Origin of the sequence: Elizabethkingia sp. YR214, from assembly GCF_003058195.1 — a bacterium.
Classification (GTDB): domain Bacteria; phylum Bacteroidota; class Bacteroidia; order Flavobacteriales; family Weeksellaceae; genus Elizabethkingia.
In genome coordinates, this window is the sequence record NZ_QBUH01000006.1 from 42,833 (window position 1) to 60,915 (window position 18,083).

Consider the following 18,083-nt stretch of genomic DNA (forward strand, 5'->3'; position numbering starts at 1 on the left):
TTACTGGTTGACAGTTAGCAGTATACAGTAGAAATTTATGGATATACTATTTTGGCAGGTACTGTTCACCACTAACCGACAACTCTTTAATTTATTTTTCCCATTTAACCTCTTCTCCCTGAGGGGAAGCTCCTCCTTGCTCAACCTTCACAGGAGGAGTTTCCTGATTAATATGGTATACATAAGCTGCAATCTTTTCTGCATCCCTGCCGGAGATAGTACCATCTTTAATAAATGGTCTCATCGTTGGATTATTTGGAGAGCCATTTTCCAGCATCCAGAATACATTATGAAATACATCCTTTTCTTTTACATTAATCCAATAATTGTCTGTCAGGTTTGGCCCTATTCCACCTTTACCTCCTTCCGAGTGACAGGTTGCACAATTGGTTTTGAATAACTGCTCCCCTTCAGCAATATTAGAAGGGTCATATTTAGCAGTTTCAAGTGTTATTTTTGGTGCTGTTTTCTCATATTCTTCAATAGAAGCCAGCATTGTTTTGTGTTCTTTTTCATATTCTGCATCCTGATGGGCATAATCTGTGAATACATAAGCCAACATATAAATAACACAGAAGATATTTCCGAAGTAGAATAAACCAATCCACCACTTAGGCAAAGCATTATCCAGCTCTGTAATCCCGTCGAAACCATGATCTATAATAAGATCTGTTTCTTCTTTCTGAGACTGCTTTTTAACAGCAGAATTCCACAATCTTCGCAAAAAGGAAATCTTTTTTTGCTCCAGATAAAGCTTCTTATCCTCATCAGTTAACTTCTTAAAATTTTCGTTTTCTACAAGATCCTGAAGTGAACTCACTATTAATAACAGCAAGGCTGACATAATCACTACAACCCAGAAATAGGGAGATGTAAGGTAATGAACTTCGGGAGCAAACATCTCGAAAGCTAAAGCTATCAGGCAGAATGTAAGTACTATATAAACTGAAATCGGTGTTCTTACTTTCATAACTAAATTATTTAAAGTTATTTAATAGAGGCTGTTTGTACATCTGTAGTCTTAATATCTACCCCAAGTCTCTGCAGGTAAGCGATAAGTGCTACAATTTCTCTCTTCTCAATCGGAATAAATTTGTCGCCTTTGGCAATTTTTTCCTGTGCTACCTGCTCTTTAATATCTGCAGCTTCGGAGTAAATTTTCTGTACGATTACACTAGCCTGATTATCGGCCCATGCGTTTGCAGAATCTATCTGCGCCTTGGTATATGGTACATCAAATGCATTTTTCATTAGCTTCATTTTATTTACCATTTCCGAGCGATCCAGTTCATTTGTAATTAGCCATGGGAAACGTGGCATAATAGAACCTGCTGATGTTACTCTTGGATTATACATGTGTTTAAAGTGCCATGAATCTGGGTTCTTATTACCTTCTCTCTGTAAATCCGGACCAGTTCTCTTAGATCCCCATAAGAAAGGTCTGTCGTATATAAACTCTCCTGCTTTGGAATATTGTCCGTTTTTACCATCAAATCTTACAATTTCATCACGGAAAGGTCTGATCATCTGGGAGTGGCAAGAGTTACATCCTTCACGAATGTATAAGTCTCTACCTTCTAATTCTAATGGTGAATATGGTTTAACAGCTGCTATATTTGGTACATTACTCTTTACACTCAGAGTAGGGATAATTTCAACCGCACCTCCTATTGCCAGTGTAACAAATGCTCCGATGGATAATACAGTTGGCATTCTTTCAATCCATAAGTGAACAGGCTCTCCATCTTTTCTGTCGTTACCAATAACTGCTAACGCTGGTGCTTCTGCCGGAACATTTTTCTCGAATACTCCTTTTCTTACTGTTTTGAATACATTCACTACCATCAATAGTGCTCCTGTCAGGTACAATATCCCACCAAGGAATCTCAACTTAAAGTATGGAATAATTGCTGTTACAGTATCTAACCAGTTTTTGTACATCAAAGTACCATCCGGGTTAAATTGTTTCCACATCAAACCTTGTGTGAAACCAGAGATATACATTGGTACCGCATAGAAGATAATCCCCAGAGTCCCCAGCCAGAAGTGCCAGTTAGCTAATTTCACAGACCATAGTTTGGTTTTCCACATTAATGGTACAAGGAAATAGATAATACCAAAGGCCATAAAACCATTCCATCCTAGTGCACCTAAGTGTACGTGACCAATTACCCAGTCGGTATAGTGACCAATTTTATTTAGAGATTTAGTTGCTAAAAGCGGTCCTTCGAATGTTGCCATACCATAACATGTAACAGCTACTACAAAGAATTTAAGTACCGGATTCTCTCTTACTTTATCCCAAGCTCCTCTTAGTGTCAGTAGTCCATTTAGCATACCTCCCCAAGATGGTGCAATAAGCATGATGGAGAAACCTGTTCCTAATGCCTGAGCCCAGCCAGGTAAAGAAGTATACTGAAGGTGGTGAGGACCAGCCCAAAGGTATACGAAGATTAGAGACCAGAAGTGGATAATAGATAATTTATAGGAGAATACTGGTCTGTCTGCTGCTTTCGGCATGAAGTAGTACATAAGCCCCAATACTGGTGTTGTCAATACGAATGCTACTGCATTGTGACCGTACCACCATTGCACTAATGCATCTTTTACCCCTGCATATACTGAATATGATTTCCAAAAGTTTAACGGAACTTCCAAGTTGTTTACAATGTGAAGTAAAGCTACCCCAATCCAGGTTGCAATAAAGAACCAAATGGCTACGTATAAGTGTCTTACTCTTCTCTTAGCAATTGTACCAAACATATTGATACCGAAGATAACCCATGAGAAAGTAATTAAGATATCGATAGGCCATTCATGCTCTGCATATTCTTTAGATGTATTAATCCCCATAAGGAATGTAATAACCACACTTACAATCATTAACTGCCAAGACCAGAAATGTATCCATGAAAGTGTATCACTGTACATTCTGGTTTTCAGTAGTCTCTGCATACTGTAATAAGCACCGCAGAAAAACGAGTTACACACAAAAGCAAAAATTACTGCACTGGTATGCAGCATTCTTATTCTGCCAAAACCAAGCGCTCCTTGTGTATTAATTAGTCCCTGAATATTTCCGCTTCTTAAACTCTGAATCGTCGTATCGTCCGTACCGAAAAGGAATTCCGGTAGCTCAGGGTAGAACAACATTAAAGCTGCCGTAAGCCCAAGAAGAAAGCCTACGAGACCGAACGCTATTGTTGCATATAAAAATGCCCGAACAATATTGTTGTCATAATGAAACTTTTGCGCCTCCATTTTTCTACTGTATTTATTTTATAAGGTTATATTCCACTAACTGATTAGCAAAAAATAGCTAAAGAATTACACTAAAAACAGTATTTTCCACCTGTTTTATTTGTGTTTCAAAGGTATTCGTTATCTTTGTGGTGTACCAGTAGACCAACTACTAAAGTATACCGAAATCTACTAAAAGCATAAGCGATGAAAGAATGTGGCAACAGTATCAGACAAATCCGGAGAAATAAAGATTTAACCCAGGAGTATATGGCTCTGGAGCTGGGTATTTCCCAAAAAGCATATTCTGATTTAGAAAACTGCAAAGTTAAAATGAACATGACAACCTTACTAAAAGTTGCAGATATACTGGAGATTAGCCCCTCCGAAATTTGCAGCCTTTCAGGAAATTGCACCAACGATATGCAGCAAAAACATGAAAGTCTTATAGATTATCTGAAGCAAAATAACATCCAGGTTCCGGATGAATACTTGTAATTACAATAAGAACAGTATATAAAAAAGCAGCGGGGAGTTTCTCCCCGCTGCTTTTTTATACGTTATGTTTATTTACTATCTAACGGCTTTTCATTGTCCTTTTCCTTCTTTCGTCCGGCTTTTATTAAAGCCTGATGAACAACAAATTCAATCTGTCCATTTACACTCCGAAATTCATCTGAAGCCCATTTTTCAATAAGCTTATAAGTTTCTTCATCAATCCGGAGGACAAAGCTTTTTTTTGCACTCAAAATTTTTATTTTTTCTGTTAAGCTTTCGCTTAGTCTACATTCTAATTATACAAAGTACCAGCATTTAGTATAGGCTGTGCAGCCTTTTCACCACAAAGTACAACCATAAGATTGCTTACCATAGCCGCTTTTCTTTCGTCATCCAACTCTACTATGTTTTCTTCCGATAGTTTTTTCAAAGCCATATCTACCATCCCTACAGCACCTTCCACAATCTTAGCCCTTGCTGCTACAATCGCGGTAGCCTGTTGGCGCTGAAGCATTGCTCCTGCAATTTCAGAAGCATAAGCCAAGTGGCTAATTCTGGCTTCCTGAATTACAATTCCGGCTTTTGAAAGCCTTTCTGTAAGTTCCTGCTCCAGGATCTGATTAATTTTTTCTCCACCTTCTCTTAAGGTTATCGGCGCATGATCATCTTCAAGATTATCATAAGGAAAACTCATCGCCAAATGACGAACCGCTGCTTCACTCTGCATTTTCACAAAATCGGTATAACGCTCCACCTCAAAGGCTGCCTTATAGGTATCTCCTACTTTCCATACAATAACAACTCCTATCTCAATAGGATTTCCCATTTTATCATTTACTTTCAGTGTTTGTCCCTGAAGGTTCTCTGAGCGAAGACTCATTCTTTGTGAAGAATAGAGAGGGTTGATAAAGAACAATCCATTCTCTTTAACAGTTCCTACATACTTTCCGAAGAAGTTAAGCACTCTGGAGTGGTTAGGCTGAATAATCATAAGACCTTTCATAAAAAATATTGCAAGAATAAAACACAATACCCCCACAACGGACAAGAAAGGGTTATACTGCATTCCTGTAAAGAAAAGAGTAACAGCACCAAATAATAATAAGATACTTATAAGTAGTGCCACATAACCAGACATTGGTTTCAGATTTTTTTCCATATTGATATTAATTTGATATCATAAAGATATGAAATTAATAATATAAAAAAGCAATAAAATTATTTCTCATAAAAAACTCACTACAGTTAGAAATATGAATAAAATCAGGTTAAGCTATTTTAATATGCTACTACTGGGAATATTCCTAATTTTAGATGCGAAATCACAACCCACTAAAACTACTATATATGCGCATAAACCGACTTTTTCTAATTATCCTTACTGGCTATTTAAGCTCTTGTAGCAACAATGACAACCGAGATGGTGGTGACAACACTAAACCGCCAATAACAATAGCAAAAAAAACATACACTTATCAGTTTAATAATAGCTATAAAATTGAAAACGGAGTTTCTTTAAAAGGACCAAAAGGGGCAGAAACATCAGTTGATGTAAATATGTTAAACCAATATTGGTTTTCAGTGGATACTTCGGATGATAAACTTGTTATTGATTACAAAAAAGACTCTTTGTTTGTTATAAATGGCAAATTGAAACTAGCCTACAAAATTAAAGCAAAACAAGATTCTATATTTCTTGAGGGAACTAAACCAGAATTCTTTGGATTGCATACTTCTGATAAAACAGGGCTTACAATTTACAAAAGAGTTATAGTCTATCACAGAGCTCCGAGAGAAAATGACAACTCTTCTTTATACAACAGAAGCGGCCTTAATTTTGGAAGAACCTCTCAGCAGGAAGTATCAAAAATAGCTCCTTTCAAAACACCCTCAGAAATGGTTTCGGCTCAGGATTTTTTAATATGGGCCAATCTTAGCTATTTCTATAAAGAAATCAAATAAGAATATTTACACAAACAAAAAAAGCCAGGAAATATCCTGGCTTTTTATTTTATTGTATACTGATTAAGGCTCAATCTCTGTTCTTTCTTCTGCTTTCTTCGATTTATTATTAGACGAAGATTTAGCACTGTGAAGCTTTTTGTATTTAAACCATGCTCCTATACTTAGAGCAAGCACGAAAGCTAAACTCAAGTATACCCATAACGGAACCGGAATTGGATCTCCTGCCGCATAGGAATGTAATCCTGAAAGATAATAATTAACCCCAAAATAGGTCATAATCATAGAACAGAAAGCAAACATTGTTACTACGTGGAATGTATATCTGCCTCTAAGCCCTGGTACTAAACGCATATGCAGTACAAATGCATAAATAATAATGGAAATAAACGCCCATGTTTCTTTAGGGTCCCAAGACCAGTAACGGCCCCAGCTTTCATTTGCCCAGATACCTCCAAGGAAGTTACCTACGGTAAGTGCAAACAATCCTATTGTCAATGACATTTCACTTACAATAGTCAATTCTTTAATCGTTTTATCATTATGCTCTTTATAGACCTTAGAGTTAGTTACAATATAAAAGAACAATGTAATCACTGCAATAATAGCCGAAAGAGCAAAGAATCCATAACTGGATGTAATAATAGCAACGTGTACAATTAGCCAGTAAGATTTAAGTACTGGTACAAGAGGGGTAATCTGTGGATCAAGCTGCGCTCCTCCATGTGCAAACCCCATCATAATAACAGCTACAAGGAAACCTGCTGCTGGTATAAGTGCATTAGAGTTTCTGTACAGGATAAGTCCTGCAGTAATTCCGACCCAGGAAATAAACATAATAGCTTCGTAACCGTTACTCCAAGGTGCGTGTCCGGAAACATACCAACGGCCTACAAGACCAAGGAAGTGTGCAACATATCCTACAATTCCGATCCAGATTATAATATTGATTGCTTTATTTAAATTTTTATTTGGTTTGAATAAATAAACGAAACCTAATATAAATATTAAACCACCGATTATCGTATAGGCAATAAGGAGCTTGAAGAATAAATTCAGATCATTCATAAATACCTCTACTTTCACCTTTGTGTCAGAAGGCATAATCTTAGATCCCCACTTGTGCTGATAATCTTGTAACTTTACTAGTTCTTTATCAGCAGTAGCCCAATCTCCATTTTTTGTAGCATCCAGAACACTTGCAAAATATGGTCCCATCACTTTCTGAGAAGCTTCATCTGGTTCGAATTTGTTATCTAACCATGAATGCCATGTATAGTTATTGTCATTTGGTACCGGAACAATACGCATATATTGTCCAGAAAGAATTCCATTGAAAACCTGAACCTGATCATTTAGTTCAATAATTCCCTTATCATACATGCTTTGTTCTCCCGGTTTTTTTCGGAAAGCTGTATTATAATCCTGCTCTAATACAAAACGAGGCTGTCCTGTAACAGGGTCCATCGGGAAAAGGTTTAGTAATGTTGTATACTCATCTTCATTTGCTTTAGTTTTCTTAAGCAATTCATCCCCACCCTTCTTTGGTACTTTAATAAGTGGTACCTGAGTCCACATAAAAGGATTAGTCGTAATGGAAAGGAACCACTGATTGGCATCCATTCCATGGAAAGAATCTTTCTTGTATAACTTTCTTAGTATATCTAAAGCGAGTGTATTAACAGGTACAATACGCCCCTCAACATTTTGTACCAAAGCATAGCCAAATTTATCAGCATGCTCTTTATTGACATTAGAATGCTGAACCACAGTTTCAGGATCCAAAACCTTAGGCTTCATAGGGCCTGCAGGCTTTCCTACTTCCATTTTCTCCACATTAGGAGCTCCGTGAGTCTCCTGTCCGTGCATGTCGATCTTACCTTTACTGCTGCCACCATCATAGGTTTGTGCATTTACACTACCAAAAGCAAACAATAGGAATGCTACAACTACAGCTTTTTTCTTGCTAATATCTTTCAACATTTTGTTCAGTTGCCAGAAACGAGTTCCTTTCCAGAACAATGAAACGAAGAGCCCAAGGAATAAGAAAGTATATCCTACGTAAGTAATGTTGGTTCCCCAGAAATCGTGGTTTACAGAAAGATGAGTTCCTTTTCTGTCAGGATCAAATCCTGCCTGGAAGAAACGATATCCACCGTGATTAAGAACGTGGTTCATATAGATCTTATATGGTGTTTGCTTTCCGTTTTCTATAATCTGTATATGAGATTCATATGCAGATGGGGAATTACTTCCCGGATAAGTTTCCATTACAAATTTATCAAGCTTCAGAGAGAATGGTGTCTGTAAAACTTTAGGACCAAATCCTAACATAATGTTTTTACCATCTACCATAATCTGCTTAGCCATATTAGGATTATTTTTATCAACTAATATATCAACAGGCTGTTTTGTCTTAGGACCTTCAACCATTAATCTCAAAAGATCTGGTGTTCCCTGATCTTTTTTCTTATCACCTTCATATTCTATAAGCTTCCCTTTCTTCACTCCTTCAGGTACAACTAATTTCAGATCACCAATTGTATATAAACTTCTTAGCTTTAGGGAATCTAGTGCATCTTTTTTAGCAACACCAGTTTTTTGCGTTGCCATCGTCATATACTGAGCATCGGATGGAGATTTGATCTGAAGGAATCCATTTTCATCATGAATTTCCACAGCACCTTCAATTTTACGGTTATAGGCAACCAACATACCATTTACGCTCTTTGCCTCACCCGGTGCAATGAATATATTTTCTCTCCCCTGATCGTTTGTGGAAACCAGGTGAAGATAATTTTTCCCACCCTCAGAAACTACTAGTGAATCTTTCTTTCTTTGGATATAGTCCAGTGTTTTCACTGTAAACTTTTCACCTCTGAAATCATAAGTAGCATTAAAATCATGATGTAATGGAGACATAATATAAGGTACATCCTCATAATTCAGAATATCACCTTTATCCTCTATCTGTATTTTGAAATATTGTTTTTCACTAACGATCTGATTAGATGTTTCACCTTCACGAATCAGCATCATTCCTTCAAAACTGATGTAACGTGTAATAGCTCCTCCGATAAAAATCAGAATAAAAGCCAAGTGGAATACTAACAACGGCCATTTTTCTCTTCTAAGAAGTCTGTATCGATTAATATTTCCGATAAAATTAATGATAAGAAGCAACATGACCAGCTCAAACCACTTAGCATTATAAATCAATGCCTTAGCTGCGGGTGTCCCGTGATCATTTTCTATAAACGTAGCTACTGCCATCGAGATGGCATATACCAGTAACAATACAGCCATTGTTCTGGTAGAAATAAGTATATCCTGTAATTTCTTCATTATGGGTACTCTAAAAACACATCCGGCAAAATTACACCAAAAAAACTATTATAAGCCAACATGGAGAAAAATCATGTCTATCGTTTTTCACTATATTTTCTATTACCCAAACGCTCTCTTTTTACAATCAAAACAACATTAGTTTTTTTGCTATTTTATTCTAAATTTGCAAAGACCTTATATAACACAGAAAAAGAATGAATCAAAAGCCAGAAGTTGCTAAGACTAAGACCATTTCGAAATTAAGAATTATCTCCGGCGTAACATTCGTTTTCCTTTCCATAGTGCTTACCCTCTCTTTCATTTCTTATCTTATGAAATGGAAGGCCGACCAAAGCCAGGCAGGGACAATGCTAGACAAGTCTATTAAATCTTCCAATGTATTTGGGAAGATTGGCGACTGGCTGGGTAATTTTTTCATTTTTGAATCTATCGGAATAGCAGGTTTCATTGTTGCTTTCTTATTATTTGTTTTCGGAACATTGATCCTGAAAAAAAATTATTTCAAGCCATGGAAAACTATTTCTCATAGTTTGTTTTTTATCTGTTGGCTGCCAATTTTCATGGGTGTTATTACAAAGGGGCAGGGTGTATTATCCGGCGTATATGGTTTCCAGATTATGGATTACCTAAATGCTATCATTGGAACTTTCGGATTATGGATGATACTTCTTTTAAGTATCGGATTATATTTCGTTTTAGAATTTAATTTGCGCCCATCCAACATCAAAGCAAAAATGGATGAACTAAATGAAAACACTTTAGGGAAATTCAAAAATAAAGTTTCTGCAATGGATGATGATTCTGATGACAATGAAGAGGAAGAGCTTCCAGTTGTGGACGAAACACCAAAAGAGGTAAACCTTACGCAGTCTAAAAGACCTTCTCCATTTGATAAAAAAGCTGAAGAGGCTGAAAATAAAATTGTAGTTACAGAAGAGCTTCCTAAAGCGGAACCTGTTCATATACCTACTCCTCCACCTATTATAGAGACTCCTAATCATACTACCACTCCAATATCGACTGTTGCAAGTAATGAAGTCTCTGTTCATAAAGTGACAAGCACGCCAGATATTGCTTTTACAGTAGAACAAAAGGAGGAAGAAGTTATAGTATTGGATGAGGCGGATAAAAAATCTCAAAGCCTGGTAGATCAGCATGGACTTTACGATCATAAATTAGAGCTTGCCAAATTCCAAATGCCTTCTGTTTCTTTGTTAAAAGACTACGGTAACGAGAATATTAACATTAATCAGGATGAGCTTGAAGAAAATAAAAACCGTATTGTCGGACTTCTTAAAAACTTCAACGTAGGTATTACCGAAATAAAAGCAACTATAGGTCCTACTGTTACACTATATGAAATTGTACCTGAAGCAGGTATTCGTGTAGCACAAATTAAAAAACTTCAGGACGATATAGCACTTAATCTTTCTGCTTTGGGCATCAGAATTATTGCGCCAATGCCAGGGAAAGGTACTATTGGTATTGAAGTACCAAACCAAACCCCATCTATGGTAAGTATGCGTTCGGTAATAGCTTCACCAAAGTTCCAGAATACCGACATGGATCTCCCTGTTGTATTTGGTAAAACAATTTCCAATGAGATCTTTATGGCCGATCTGGCAAAAATGCCACACTTACTAATGGCCGGAGCAACAGGGCAAGGTAAATCTGTAGGTATCAATGCTATTCTGACATCACTTATTTACAAAAAGCACCCTAGCGAATTAAAATTCGTAATGGTTGACCCTAAGAAAGTTGAACTTTCTTTATACTCAAAAATAGAAAGACACTATTTAGCAAAACTACCGGATGGTGGCGATGCTATTATTACAGATAATGCAAAAGTTATCAATACGCTGAACTCTCTTTGTATTGAAATGGACAATCGTTATGAATTGCTGAAGAATGCTTTCTGTAAAAATATTAAAGAGTACAACAAGAAGTTTACGGAAAGAAAATTAAATCCTGAAAACGGACACCGATATCTTCCTTATATCGTATTGGTTGTGGATGAATTTGCAGACCTTATTATGACTGCCGGGAAAGAAGTAGAGATGCCAATTGCCCGTTTGGCACAGCTTGCCCGTGCTATTGGTATACATCTTATTGTGGCAACGCAAAGACCATCGGTAAACGTTATTACAGGTATGATCAAAGCTAACTTCCCTGCCCGGGCTGCCTTCAGAGTAATTTCCGGAGTTGACTCCAGAACAATTCTGGATACCCCGGGAGCTGAACAGTTAGTAGGAAAAGGAGATATGCTGTACTTCAATGGAAATGATCTTATTCGTCTGCAGTGCGCATTCGTAGACACTCCTGAAGTAGAAAAAATCGCAGAATTCATTGGAGAACAAAAAGGTTATCCGGAAGCATATCAGTTACCTGAATACTCAGGAGATGAATCTATTGTTTCTGTCGGAAGTTTTGACCCTAATGAAAAGGATGTACTTTTCGATGAAGCTGCCAAAATTGTAGTTTCTACACAACAAGGATCAACATCTATGTTACAGCGTCAGTTGAAGCTGGGATATAATCGCGCCGGAAGAATAATGGATCAGTTAGAAGCCTCAGGTATTGTTGGAAGCTTCAACGGAGCTAAGGCTCGGGAAGTATTGATTACAGATCTGCATTCTTTGGAACAGTTTTTGGAAGAATTGCGCAAATAATCTAAAAAACAAAAAGATGAAAAACCTTATAAAGAAATTATCTGTCGGAATTTTTGCTGTGGCCTTTACTATGGGTTTTGGACAAAAAATAGATGCTAATGCAAAAACTATTTTAGACGGCGTTTCTGCGAATTACAAATCGAAAAAAAATAATTATTTCAAATTTGTTTACCGTAACGGAAGCGGTACGGCCGGAAAAGCAGTTACTGGTATTTTCTATTCTGCAGGGAGTAAATACAAGCTGAATATTATGGGTACGGAACAAATCTTCGATGGTAATAAAGTATACAGTATTAGCGGCGATGATAAGGAAGTTACTATTGCAAAACCTACAGGTAACGAAACGATGTTCTCTCCTCTTAATTATATTGACTCTTACAAAAACGGATATACAGTACAGTATATGGGTAAGAAAAACATTGGCGGAATCAATGCTGATTATATAAAAATGACTCCGGTCTCAAATAATGGGATAAAATATGTAAATTTGTTCGTCAATTCAGCTAAGAAACAATTGGTGAAATTAGAACAGTTTTCGGAGAACAATGAGGTTGCGGTAATTGAGATTTCAAAATATATAGAAAATCAAAACCTTTCTCCTTCAGTTTTCACTTTCAACAAAACCAATTATAAAAATTATCTGATTACAGAATTGTAGTTATAATAAAATAAGCAAAGCATAAAAAAGTCACACAAAGATGTGGCTTTTTATATAGAATATATGATAAAAAAGCTTGACCAATACATTATAAAGACCTTTTTCGGTCCTTTCCTGTTTATCTTCAGTGTCCTTTGTTTCATCTTCATTGTAAACATTATCTGGACACAGATGGGGCAGTTGGCCGGTAAAGGATTAAGTGCCTGGGAAATTTCAAAACTGCTTTTTTACATGGGCGTTACCGTCGTAAAAATGGTACTTCCGTTGACGATCCTGCTTGCAGCTATCATGACTTTTGGAGACTTTGGGGAACGGTATGAACTGGCCGCCATGAAGTCTGCGGGGATATCACTACTCCGCGTAATGAGGCCACTGCTCATTATGGTTATTCTACTTTCCGTACTCCTCTACTTTTTCTCCAACAATATTATTCCGGACTTTCAGCGTAAAGCAAAGAATATGCTTTATAATATTGCCTCCTCTCGTCCTGCACTAAACTTTACACCAGGACAGTTTATCGACACGGTACCAGGAATGACGATAAAATTTGATGAAATAAAGGGAGAAAACGGAGAAAATGTAAATGGCGTATTTATCCACAAAGTAGCCAACTCATACGAAGATAACCAAACAGTAGTTGCCAAGAACGGAAAATTCGTTCAGGCTGTAGACAAACACTATCTTAAACTGATTCTGTATAACGGATATATCTTCCAGGATCAGATTGCTAATAAAGATTTTAAAGAAAGAGAAAAACAAGCTAATCAAGCCATAAAGTTTGATTCACTTGTACAACACTTCGATGTTTCTTTACTTTTAAACAAAGCTCTGGAAGAGCAAAATATTACAGACGATTATCAGTTCCAGACTTATAATCAGATTGCCAAAACACTGAAAAAGAAAAGAAAGGATGACAAAGATGCTTTCAATACAATTTCTCAGGATATTGTAAGTCAGCAAAACGGTTATGTATCCTATATTGATAAGATTAAGACAGATAAAAAGCTGGTTAAGCAACCTTTTAAACTTGACTCTCTGAAGGGAGACAAGAAAATGGAAGCCTTGTATTATGCTCATAATAAGTTGCAGGCTGCTAAAAGCGCTTATCAGATGAAGAACGATCAGATTATAGATATTATTAAATACTACACCAAGGTCGTAATGTACCAGCAGCGTATTATTTCTTATTCCTTCACCTGTGTAATTTTCTTCCTGATTGGTGCATCCCTTGGATCTATCATCAGAAAAGGAGGAATGGGTCTCCCTGTAATCATAGCCATTGTGATATTCATCTTATTTTATGTTATCAACCTAATGACGGAAAATATCGCATGGAAAGGAGAAATGAATCCATATCTGGCTACATGGCTGCCCAATATGATCTTACTTCCGTTCGGGGTATGGATGACTTATAAAGCACTAACAGACTCTCAGTTGTTTGATGCCGAAAAGTACAAGGCCTTTTTCAAGCCAATCATTGATCGTTTTTCCAAATCAAAAGAGCATCAGCGCTATCAGTAAAATACAATTGGAAATAACACTTTAAAAAGCTACTTCTGATTTATTATTTCAGAAACAGCCTAATATTTATAATTCAGTATGAAAAAAAATATTTCGACTTTCGTTTTTGGAATTCTGCTTACTACAAGTACATTATCTTTTAGTACAGCTGTTAAGGCCCAAGCTGTAGCCTCACAAAAAACAGATGGCTATGCTATTACAGAACAAGTTTTAAAAGATATTCTGGAAAAAAACCGTTCTTATTACCAACAGGGAAAAGTTGCGGATTACATTCCGGAACTAGGTAAAGCAGATGCAAAATCTATTGCCCTATCTGTCATTGGTGAAAATGGAAAAATTATAAATGTAGGCGATACCAATAAGAAATTTACCATTCAGAGTATCTCAAAAATTATATCATTAATGATTGCTGTCCGGGAAAAAGGAGAGCAGAATATCTTTGATAAAATGGGCTACTTTGGTACCGACAAACCATTCAATCATTTTTCAAATCTGGAAACAACCGGAAAGCCATTAAATCCTATGATGAATGCAGGTGCTATTTTAACAACTGCTCTAATAGACGGAGAAGGTGAGTTACCTTTCAAAAAAATACTGGAAATGGTACAGTACATTACCAAAAACAGCAATATAAACTACAGCAGAGAAGTTTATAATTCTGAACGGGAAACCGGACACCGTAACCGTGGAATGTTTTATATAATGAAAAACAGCGGACTGATAACTGGTAATGAAGAAAAGCTGAATAACTATTTTAAGCAATGCTCGATAGAAGTTACCGCCGAAGATTTGGCTAAGATAGGCTATTTTTTTGCCCACCAATGCACACGTTATGATGGCGATACTACTTATAAAAATGCAGATATTGCCCAGCTGATAGAATCTCAGATGCTAATTGCCGGAATGTATGAATTCAGTGGAGAATATGCACGGACAGTCGGTTTACCAAGTAAATCCGGAGTCGGTGGTGGTATTACAGTAAGTGTTCCCGGAAAAATGGGAATTGGAGTTTACAGTCCTGCCCTGGATCAGCATGGGAACTCCTTAGCTGGCTACCATATGATCCTTGATCTTGTAAAAAAATATAACCTGAGTCTGTTCAGATAAAATTGTTCTGATCGGTTATTTTATATACGACCAGACTTTCTCTGGTCCATAATGTATAAATTTAATAGTGTTTTTAAATTTTTCACACAAAAATTATATTCAAATGAATCAATATTTTTGTATATTTGCCAACTGAAAATTAAAATAAATGAGTACGATATTTAGCCTTTTCATGGTTCTTATTATCATTGCATGTGTGCTTCTGATCATTGTTATCATGGCCCAAAATCCAAAAGGAGGCGGTCTTTCTGGTACATTTGGAGGTACATCTTCAGCTTCTTTCGGAGTACAGAGAACCAATGAATTTATGGATAAGGCTACATGGTCATTAGGAATTTTTATCATTGTTCTGATTATGTTGAGTGTTATTCTTACAGGGAAACCATCAACAGTAATTCCTCAATCACAACCAACAAAAAAGGAGCTTCCAAACAACCCACAAGCCCCGGTTCAGAAACCTACGGCACAAGCTCCACAAACACAGCAATCCTCTGCGCCAGCGCAGACTGCAAAATAGATAGATTTAATAGTTTAGTTTAGAAGAAACTGCTTACTAGGGCTCTTACGAGTTTTTTTAAGCAGTTTTTCTTTTAATAAGAACTGTGATTCCTGAACAATGTTCAGAAATCACACCAGTTTTCTATACTCTTTTATTCCTGATATGGTAATCGGTATTTAATAGATCTTCCTAAAGAAACCTCATCTGCATATTCCAGCTCATCCCCTACTGCAATCCCTCTTGCAATAACAGAAAAATTCAACGGATAATGTTTCAGTTTCTTGTATAGATAGTAGGCTGTTGTATCCCCTTCCATAGTAGCACTTAGTGCAAATATAACTTCACTTACACCACCAGCTTCTACTTTACTGATCAGACTTTCAGTCTTCAGCTGATTAGGACCTATACCCTCCATTGGAGAAAGTTTTCCACCCAGAACAAGGTATTTACCATTATACTGCCCTGTATTCTCTATAGCCATTACATCTCGTACATCTTCTACTACACATAGCAGGCTATCATTACGGTTACTATTCGCACAAATTTCACAAATATCGTGGTCAGAAAAATTATGACAGATCTTACAATATTTAATATCATTTACCAATCCCTGAATAGCATTTCCCAATGCCATTCCCTGAGACTGAGGTTGCTTTAACAGGTACAAAGCCAATCTTGTTGCCGATTTCCGTCCTATTCCCGGAAGCCCTGAAATCTCTTCAACGGCCTTTTCTAAAACTTTACTTGGAAAATTCATATCTGCAAAGGTATCATTTTACCTTCTTTCTATAAAAAAGTTTGTTGACCATTTATGTTTACGCTATTTTTGCAGGCCCTAACTATAATATATTATTGATGAAAAATCCTGAATACCCGCTATTCTTACAATTCAAAATTACAACCCTGGCCAACGATTTTGTTGCAAAAGACAAAAATGACAATACAATCGCATATGTTCGCCAGAAAATGTTCAAATTAAAAGAAGATGTAATTGTCTTCAACAACGAAACCAAAGCTGAAGAACTTTTCCACATTAAGGCAGACCGTTGGCTGGACTTCAATGCAAACTATTCAATTTCTGAAAGCAAAACGGGAGAATCTCTTGGTAAAATTGGACGAAGAGGAATGAAATCTATATGGAAATCCACCTACATCGGAATGGATAAGGACGGAAGCGAAGATTATACCATCCGTGAAGATAATGGCTGGGTAAAAGTATGGGATAACATGATCGGTGAATTGCCTATTATTGGAATGTTTACAGGCTATATACTAAACCCATCTTACACCTTAACAGACAAAGAGGGCAACAAAATCTTTCAGCTAAAGAAGATGCCTTCATTTTTCGGAAGAAAATTTATGCTGCAAAAGTTTGCTGATGTACCTGACAATGATGAATCCAGACTTATTCTTTCATTCATGATGATGGTTCTGCTGGAAAGAGCAAGAGGCTAAATTTAATTTGATAAAAAATACACACCGTCAATTCTATATTGACGGTTTTTTATTTTGTAAATTTGTCTGTATGATGAACTCTACTTTTCTTTCTAATCTTCCATATCCTATAATTTTGGCTCCTATGCTGGGTGTAGTAACACCTAAGATGGTAGCTGATGTATCGGAGATGGGCGGACTGGGTTCTCTTCCGTTAGGTGGACTTTCCCCGGAAGTGTCCTACAGACTGATTCAGGAGACAAAGCAGCTCACTAAAAATGAATTCGCTGTAAATCTTTTTGTCAATACAGCCCCGGATATCAATAGTAATAAAATTGCAACGGAAAAGATGGCTCATTTTATTCAGAGCATTTTAAAAGAAAAAAACTGGGCCCAGGATTTTGAATTCAATTATCAGTTCTATCCATACCAGGATTTAATTGATCTGATTATTGAGGAAAAGATAAAATATGTAAGTTTTACCTTTGGAATGCTGGATGAAGAAAGTATAAAGAAGTTGAAGACTTATCATATCTATACTATTGGTACTGCCACTTGTGTAGAAGAAGCTGTAGAACTTGAAAAATCAGGTGTTGATGCTATCGTTGCACAGGGAATTGAGGCCGGAGGCCATCGTGGTAGTTTCCTTAACGAAAAATGCCTTCCATATATAGGGCTTATTGCACTTGTTGCACAAATAAAAGATGCTGTGAACATTCCTGTGATTGCTTCTGGCGGTTTGTATGATAAAAGAACTATAGCTGCAGCGTTCGATATGGGTGCAGATGCAGTACAAATCGGCAGTCATTTTATTTCAGCAGAAGAAAGCGCCGCTACCGATGTTTACCGGGACTTAATTAAAGAATCTACAGATACATCTACCGTCTTAACCAGAAGCTATACCGGAAGATGGGCACGTGGTATTTGCAACGATTTCATGAAGCTAACAGAGCTTAATCAGCTGACAATACCTGAATATCCTATTCAGAACGTTCTTACACAGGCTATGAGAAGCCTGGCAAAAAAACATAACGACACTCAATTCACAAATTACTGGGCTGGACAAAATGCAAAATATGCCAAGCATATACCAACCGCTGAAATCATGAACGAGTTAATTTCAATTTATAAAATAATCAAACAATAA

General features: G+C 36.8%; 15 protein-coding genes. 9 read left to right on the forward strand and 6 right to left on the reverse strand.

The window, feature by feature from the left end:
* Window positions 1-91: 91 nt before the first annotated feature.
* On the reverse strand, window positions 92-970 hold the full coding sequence (locus C8J95_RS13110; RefSeq protein WP_107809237.1) for a cytochrome c: 879 nt from the start codon (window positions 968-970) through the stop codon (window positions 92-94).
* A 17-nt stretch (window positions 971-987) separates the two neighbouring features.
* A complete protein-coding gene (gene ccoN / locus C8J95_RS13115) occupies window positions 988-3,261 on the reverse strand; it encodes a cytochrome-c oxidase, cbb3-type subunit I (RefSeq protein ID WP_107809236.1) in 2,274 nt (757 codons plus the stop codon).
* A 186-nt stretch (window positions 3,262-3,447) separates the two neighbouring features.
* Here ccoN and C8J95_RS13120 point away from each other — a divergent pair, with 186 nt between their 5' ends.
* Window positions 3,448-3,738: a helix-turn-helix transcriptional regulator gene (locus C8J95_RS13120; RefSeq protein WP_021346350.1), complete on the forward strand. Its 291-nt coding sequence runs from the start codon at window positions 3,448-3,450 to the stop codon at window positions 3,736-3,738.
* Between the two features lie 68 nt (window positions 3,739-3,806).
* On the opposite strand, the gene C8J95_RS13125 is transcribed toward C8J95_RS13120, so the two are convergent.
* Together C8J95_RS13125 and C8J95_RS13130 are read right to left on the reverse strand one after the other, a co-directional pair.
* Window positions 3,807-3,989 carry an Arc family DNA-binding protein gene (locus tag C8J95_RS13125; protein ID WP_034866084.1) on the reverse strand — a complete coding sequence of 61 codons (183 nt, stop codon included), beginning with the start codon at window positions 3,987-3,989 and terminating at the stop codon, window positions 3,807-3,809.
* 41 nt (window positions 3,990-4,030) lie between these two features.
* Complete coding sequence (locus C8J95_RS13130) at window positions 4,031-4,897, reverse strand: SPFH domain-containing protein (protein ID WP_107809235.1); 867 nt, start codon at window positions 4,895-4,897, stop codon at window positions 4,031-4,033.
* A 188-nt stretch (window positions 4,898-5,085) separates the two neighbouring features.
* On the opposite strand from C8J95_RS13130, the gene C8J95_RS13135 reads away from it, so the two are divergent.
* Complete coding sequence (locus C8J95_RS13135) at window positions 5,086-5,700, forward strand: hypothetical protein (protein WP_107809234.1); 615 nt, start codon at window positions 5,086-5,088, stop codon at window positions 5,698-5,700.
* 63 nt (window positions 5,701-5,763) lie between these two features.
* Here the strand turns inward: C8J95_RS13135 and ccsB are convergent, their stop codons facing one another.
* Window positions 5,764-9,045 (reverse strand): c-type cytochrome biogenesis protein CcsB, encoded by a 3,282-nt coding sequence (gene ccsB, locus C8J95_RS13140; RefSeq protein WP_107809233.1) that lies wholly within the window; start codon window positions 9,043-9,045, stop codon window positions 5,764-5,766.
* A gap of 197 nt (window positions 9,046-9,242) precedes the next feature.
* On the opposite strand from ccsB, the gene C8J95_RS13145 reads away from it, so the two are divergent.
* The 5 genes from C8J95_RS13145 to secG all read left to right on the forward strand — a co-directional run bounded on the left by C8J95_RS13145 (window position 9,243) and on the right by secG (window position 15,520).
* Window positions 9,243-11,717, forward strand: a complete 2,475-nt coding sequence (locus tag C8J95_RS13145; protein ID WP_107809232.1) for a DNA translocase FtsK — start codon at window positions 9,243-9,245, stop codon at window positions 11,715-11,717.
* A 16-nt stretch (window positions 11,718-11,733) separates the two neighbouring features.
* On the forward strand, window positions 11,734-12,375 hold the full coding sequence (locus tag C8J95_RS13150; protein WP_107809231.1) for an outer membrane lipoprotein carrier protein LolA: 642 nt from the start codon (window positions 11,734-11,736) through the stop codon (window positions 12,373-12,375).
* Between the two features lie 63 nt (window positions 12,376-12,438).
* The gene (locus tag C8J95_RS13155; RefSeq protein ID WP_185124618.1) at window positions 12,439-13,896 is read left to right on the forward strand and encodes an LptF/LptG family permease; all 1,458 of its coding nucleotides are present in this window, start codon (window positions 12,439-12,441) and stop codon (window positions 13,894-13,896) included.
* Window positions 13,897-13,974: 78 nt separating this feature from the next.
* Window positions 13,975-15,003, forward strand: a complete 1,029-nt coding sequence (gene glsA, locus C8J95_RS13160; RefSeq protein ID WP_107809229.1) for a glutaminase A — start codon at window positions 13,975-13,977, stop codon at window positions 15,001-15,003.
* A 148-nt stretch (window positions 15,004-15,151) separates the two neighbouring features.
* Window positions 15,152-15,520, forward strand: coding sequence for a preprotein translocase subunit SecG (secG, locus tag C8J95_RS13165; RefSeq protein ID WP_009092010.1), 369 nt, complete (start codon window positions 15,152-15,154; stop codon window positions 15,518-15,520).
* A gap of 133 nt (window positions 15,521-15,653) precedes the next feature.
* On the opposite strand, the gene recR is transcribed toward secG, so the two are convergent.
* Window positions 15,654-16,259: a recombination mediator RecR gene (gene recR, locus C8J95_RS13170; protein WP_107809228.1), complete on the reverse strand. Its 606-nt coding sequence runs from the start codon at window positions 16,257-16,259 to the stop codon at window positions 15,654-15,656.
* A gap of 98 nt (window positions 16,260-16,357) precedes the next feature.
* On the opposite strand from recR, the gene C8J95_RS13175 reads away from it, so the two are divergent.
* Both C8J95_RS13175 and C8J95_RS13180 read left to right on the forward strand, forming a co-directional pair.
* Complete coding sequence (locus C8J95_RS13175) at window positions 16,358-16,957, forward strand: hypothetical protein (RefSeq protein ID WP_107809227.1); 600 nt, start codon at window positions 16,358-16,360, stop codon at window positions 16,955-16,957.
* Window positions 16,958-17,027: 70 nt separating this feature from the next.
* Window positions 17,028-18,083, forward strand: coding sequence for a nitronate monooxygenase family protein (locus C8J95_RS13180; protein WP_255412812.1), 1,056 nt, complete (start codon window positions 17,028-17,030; stop codon window positions 18,081-18,083).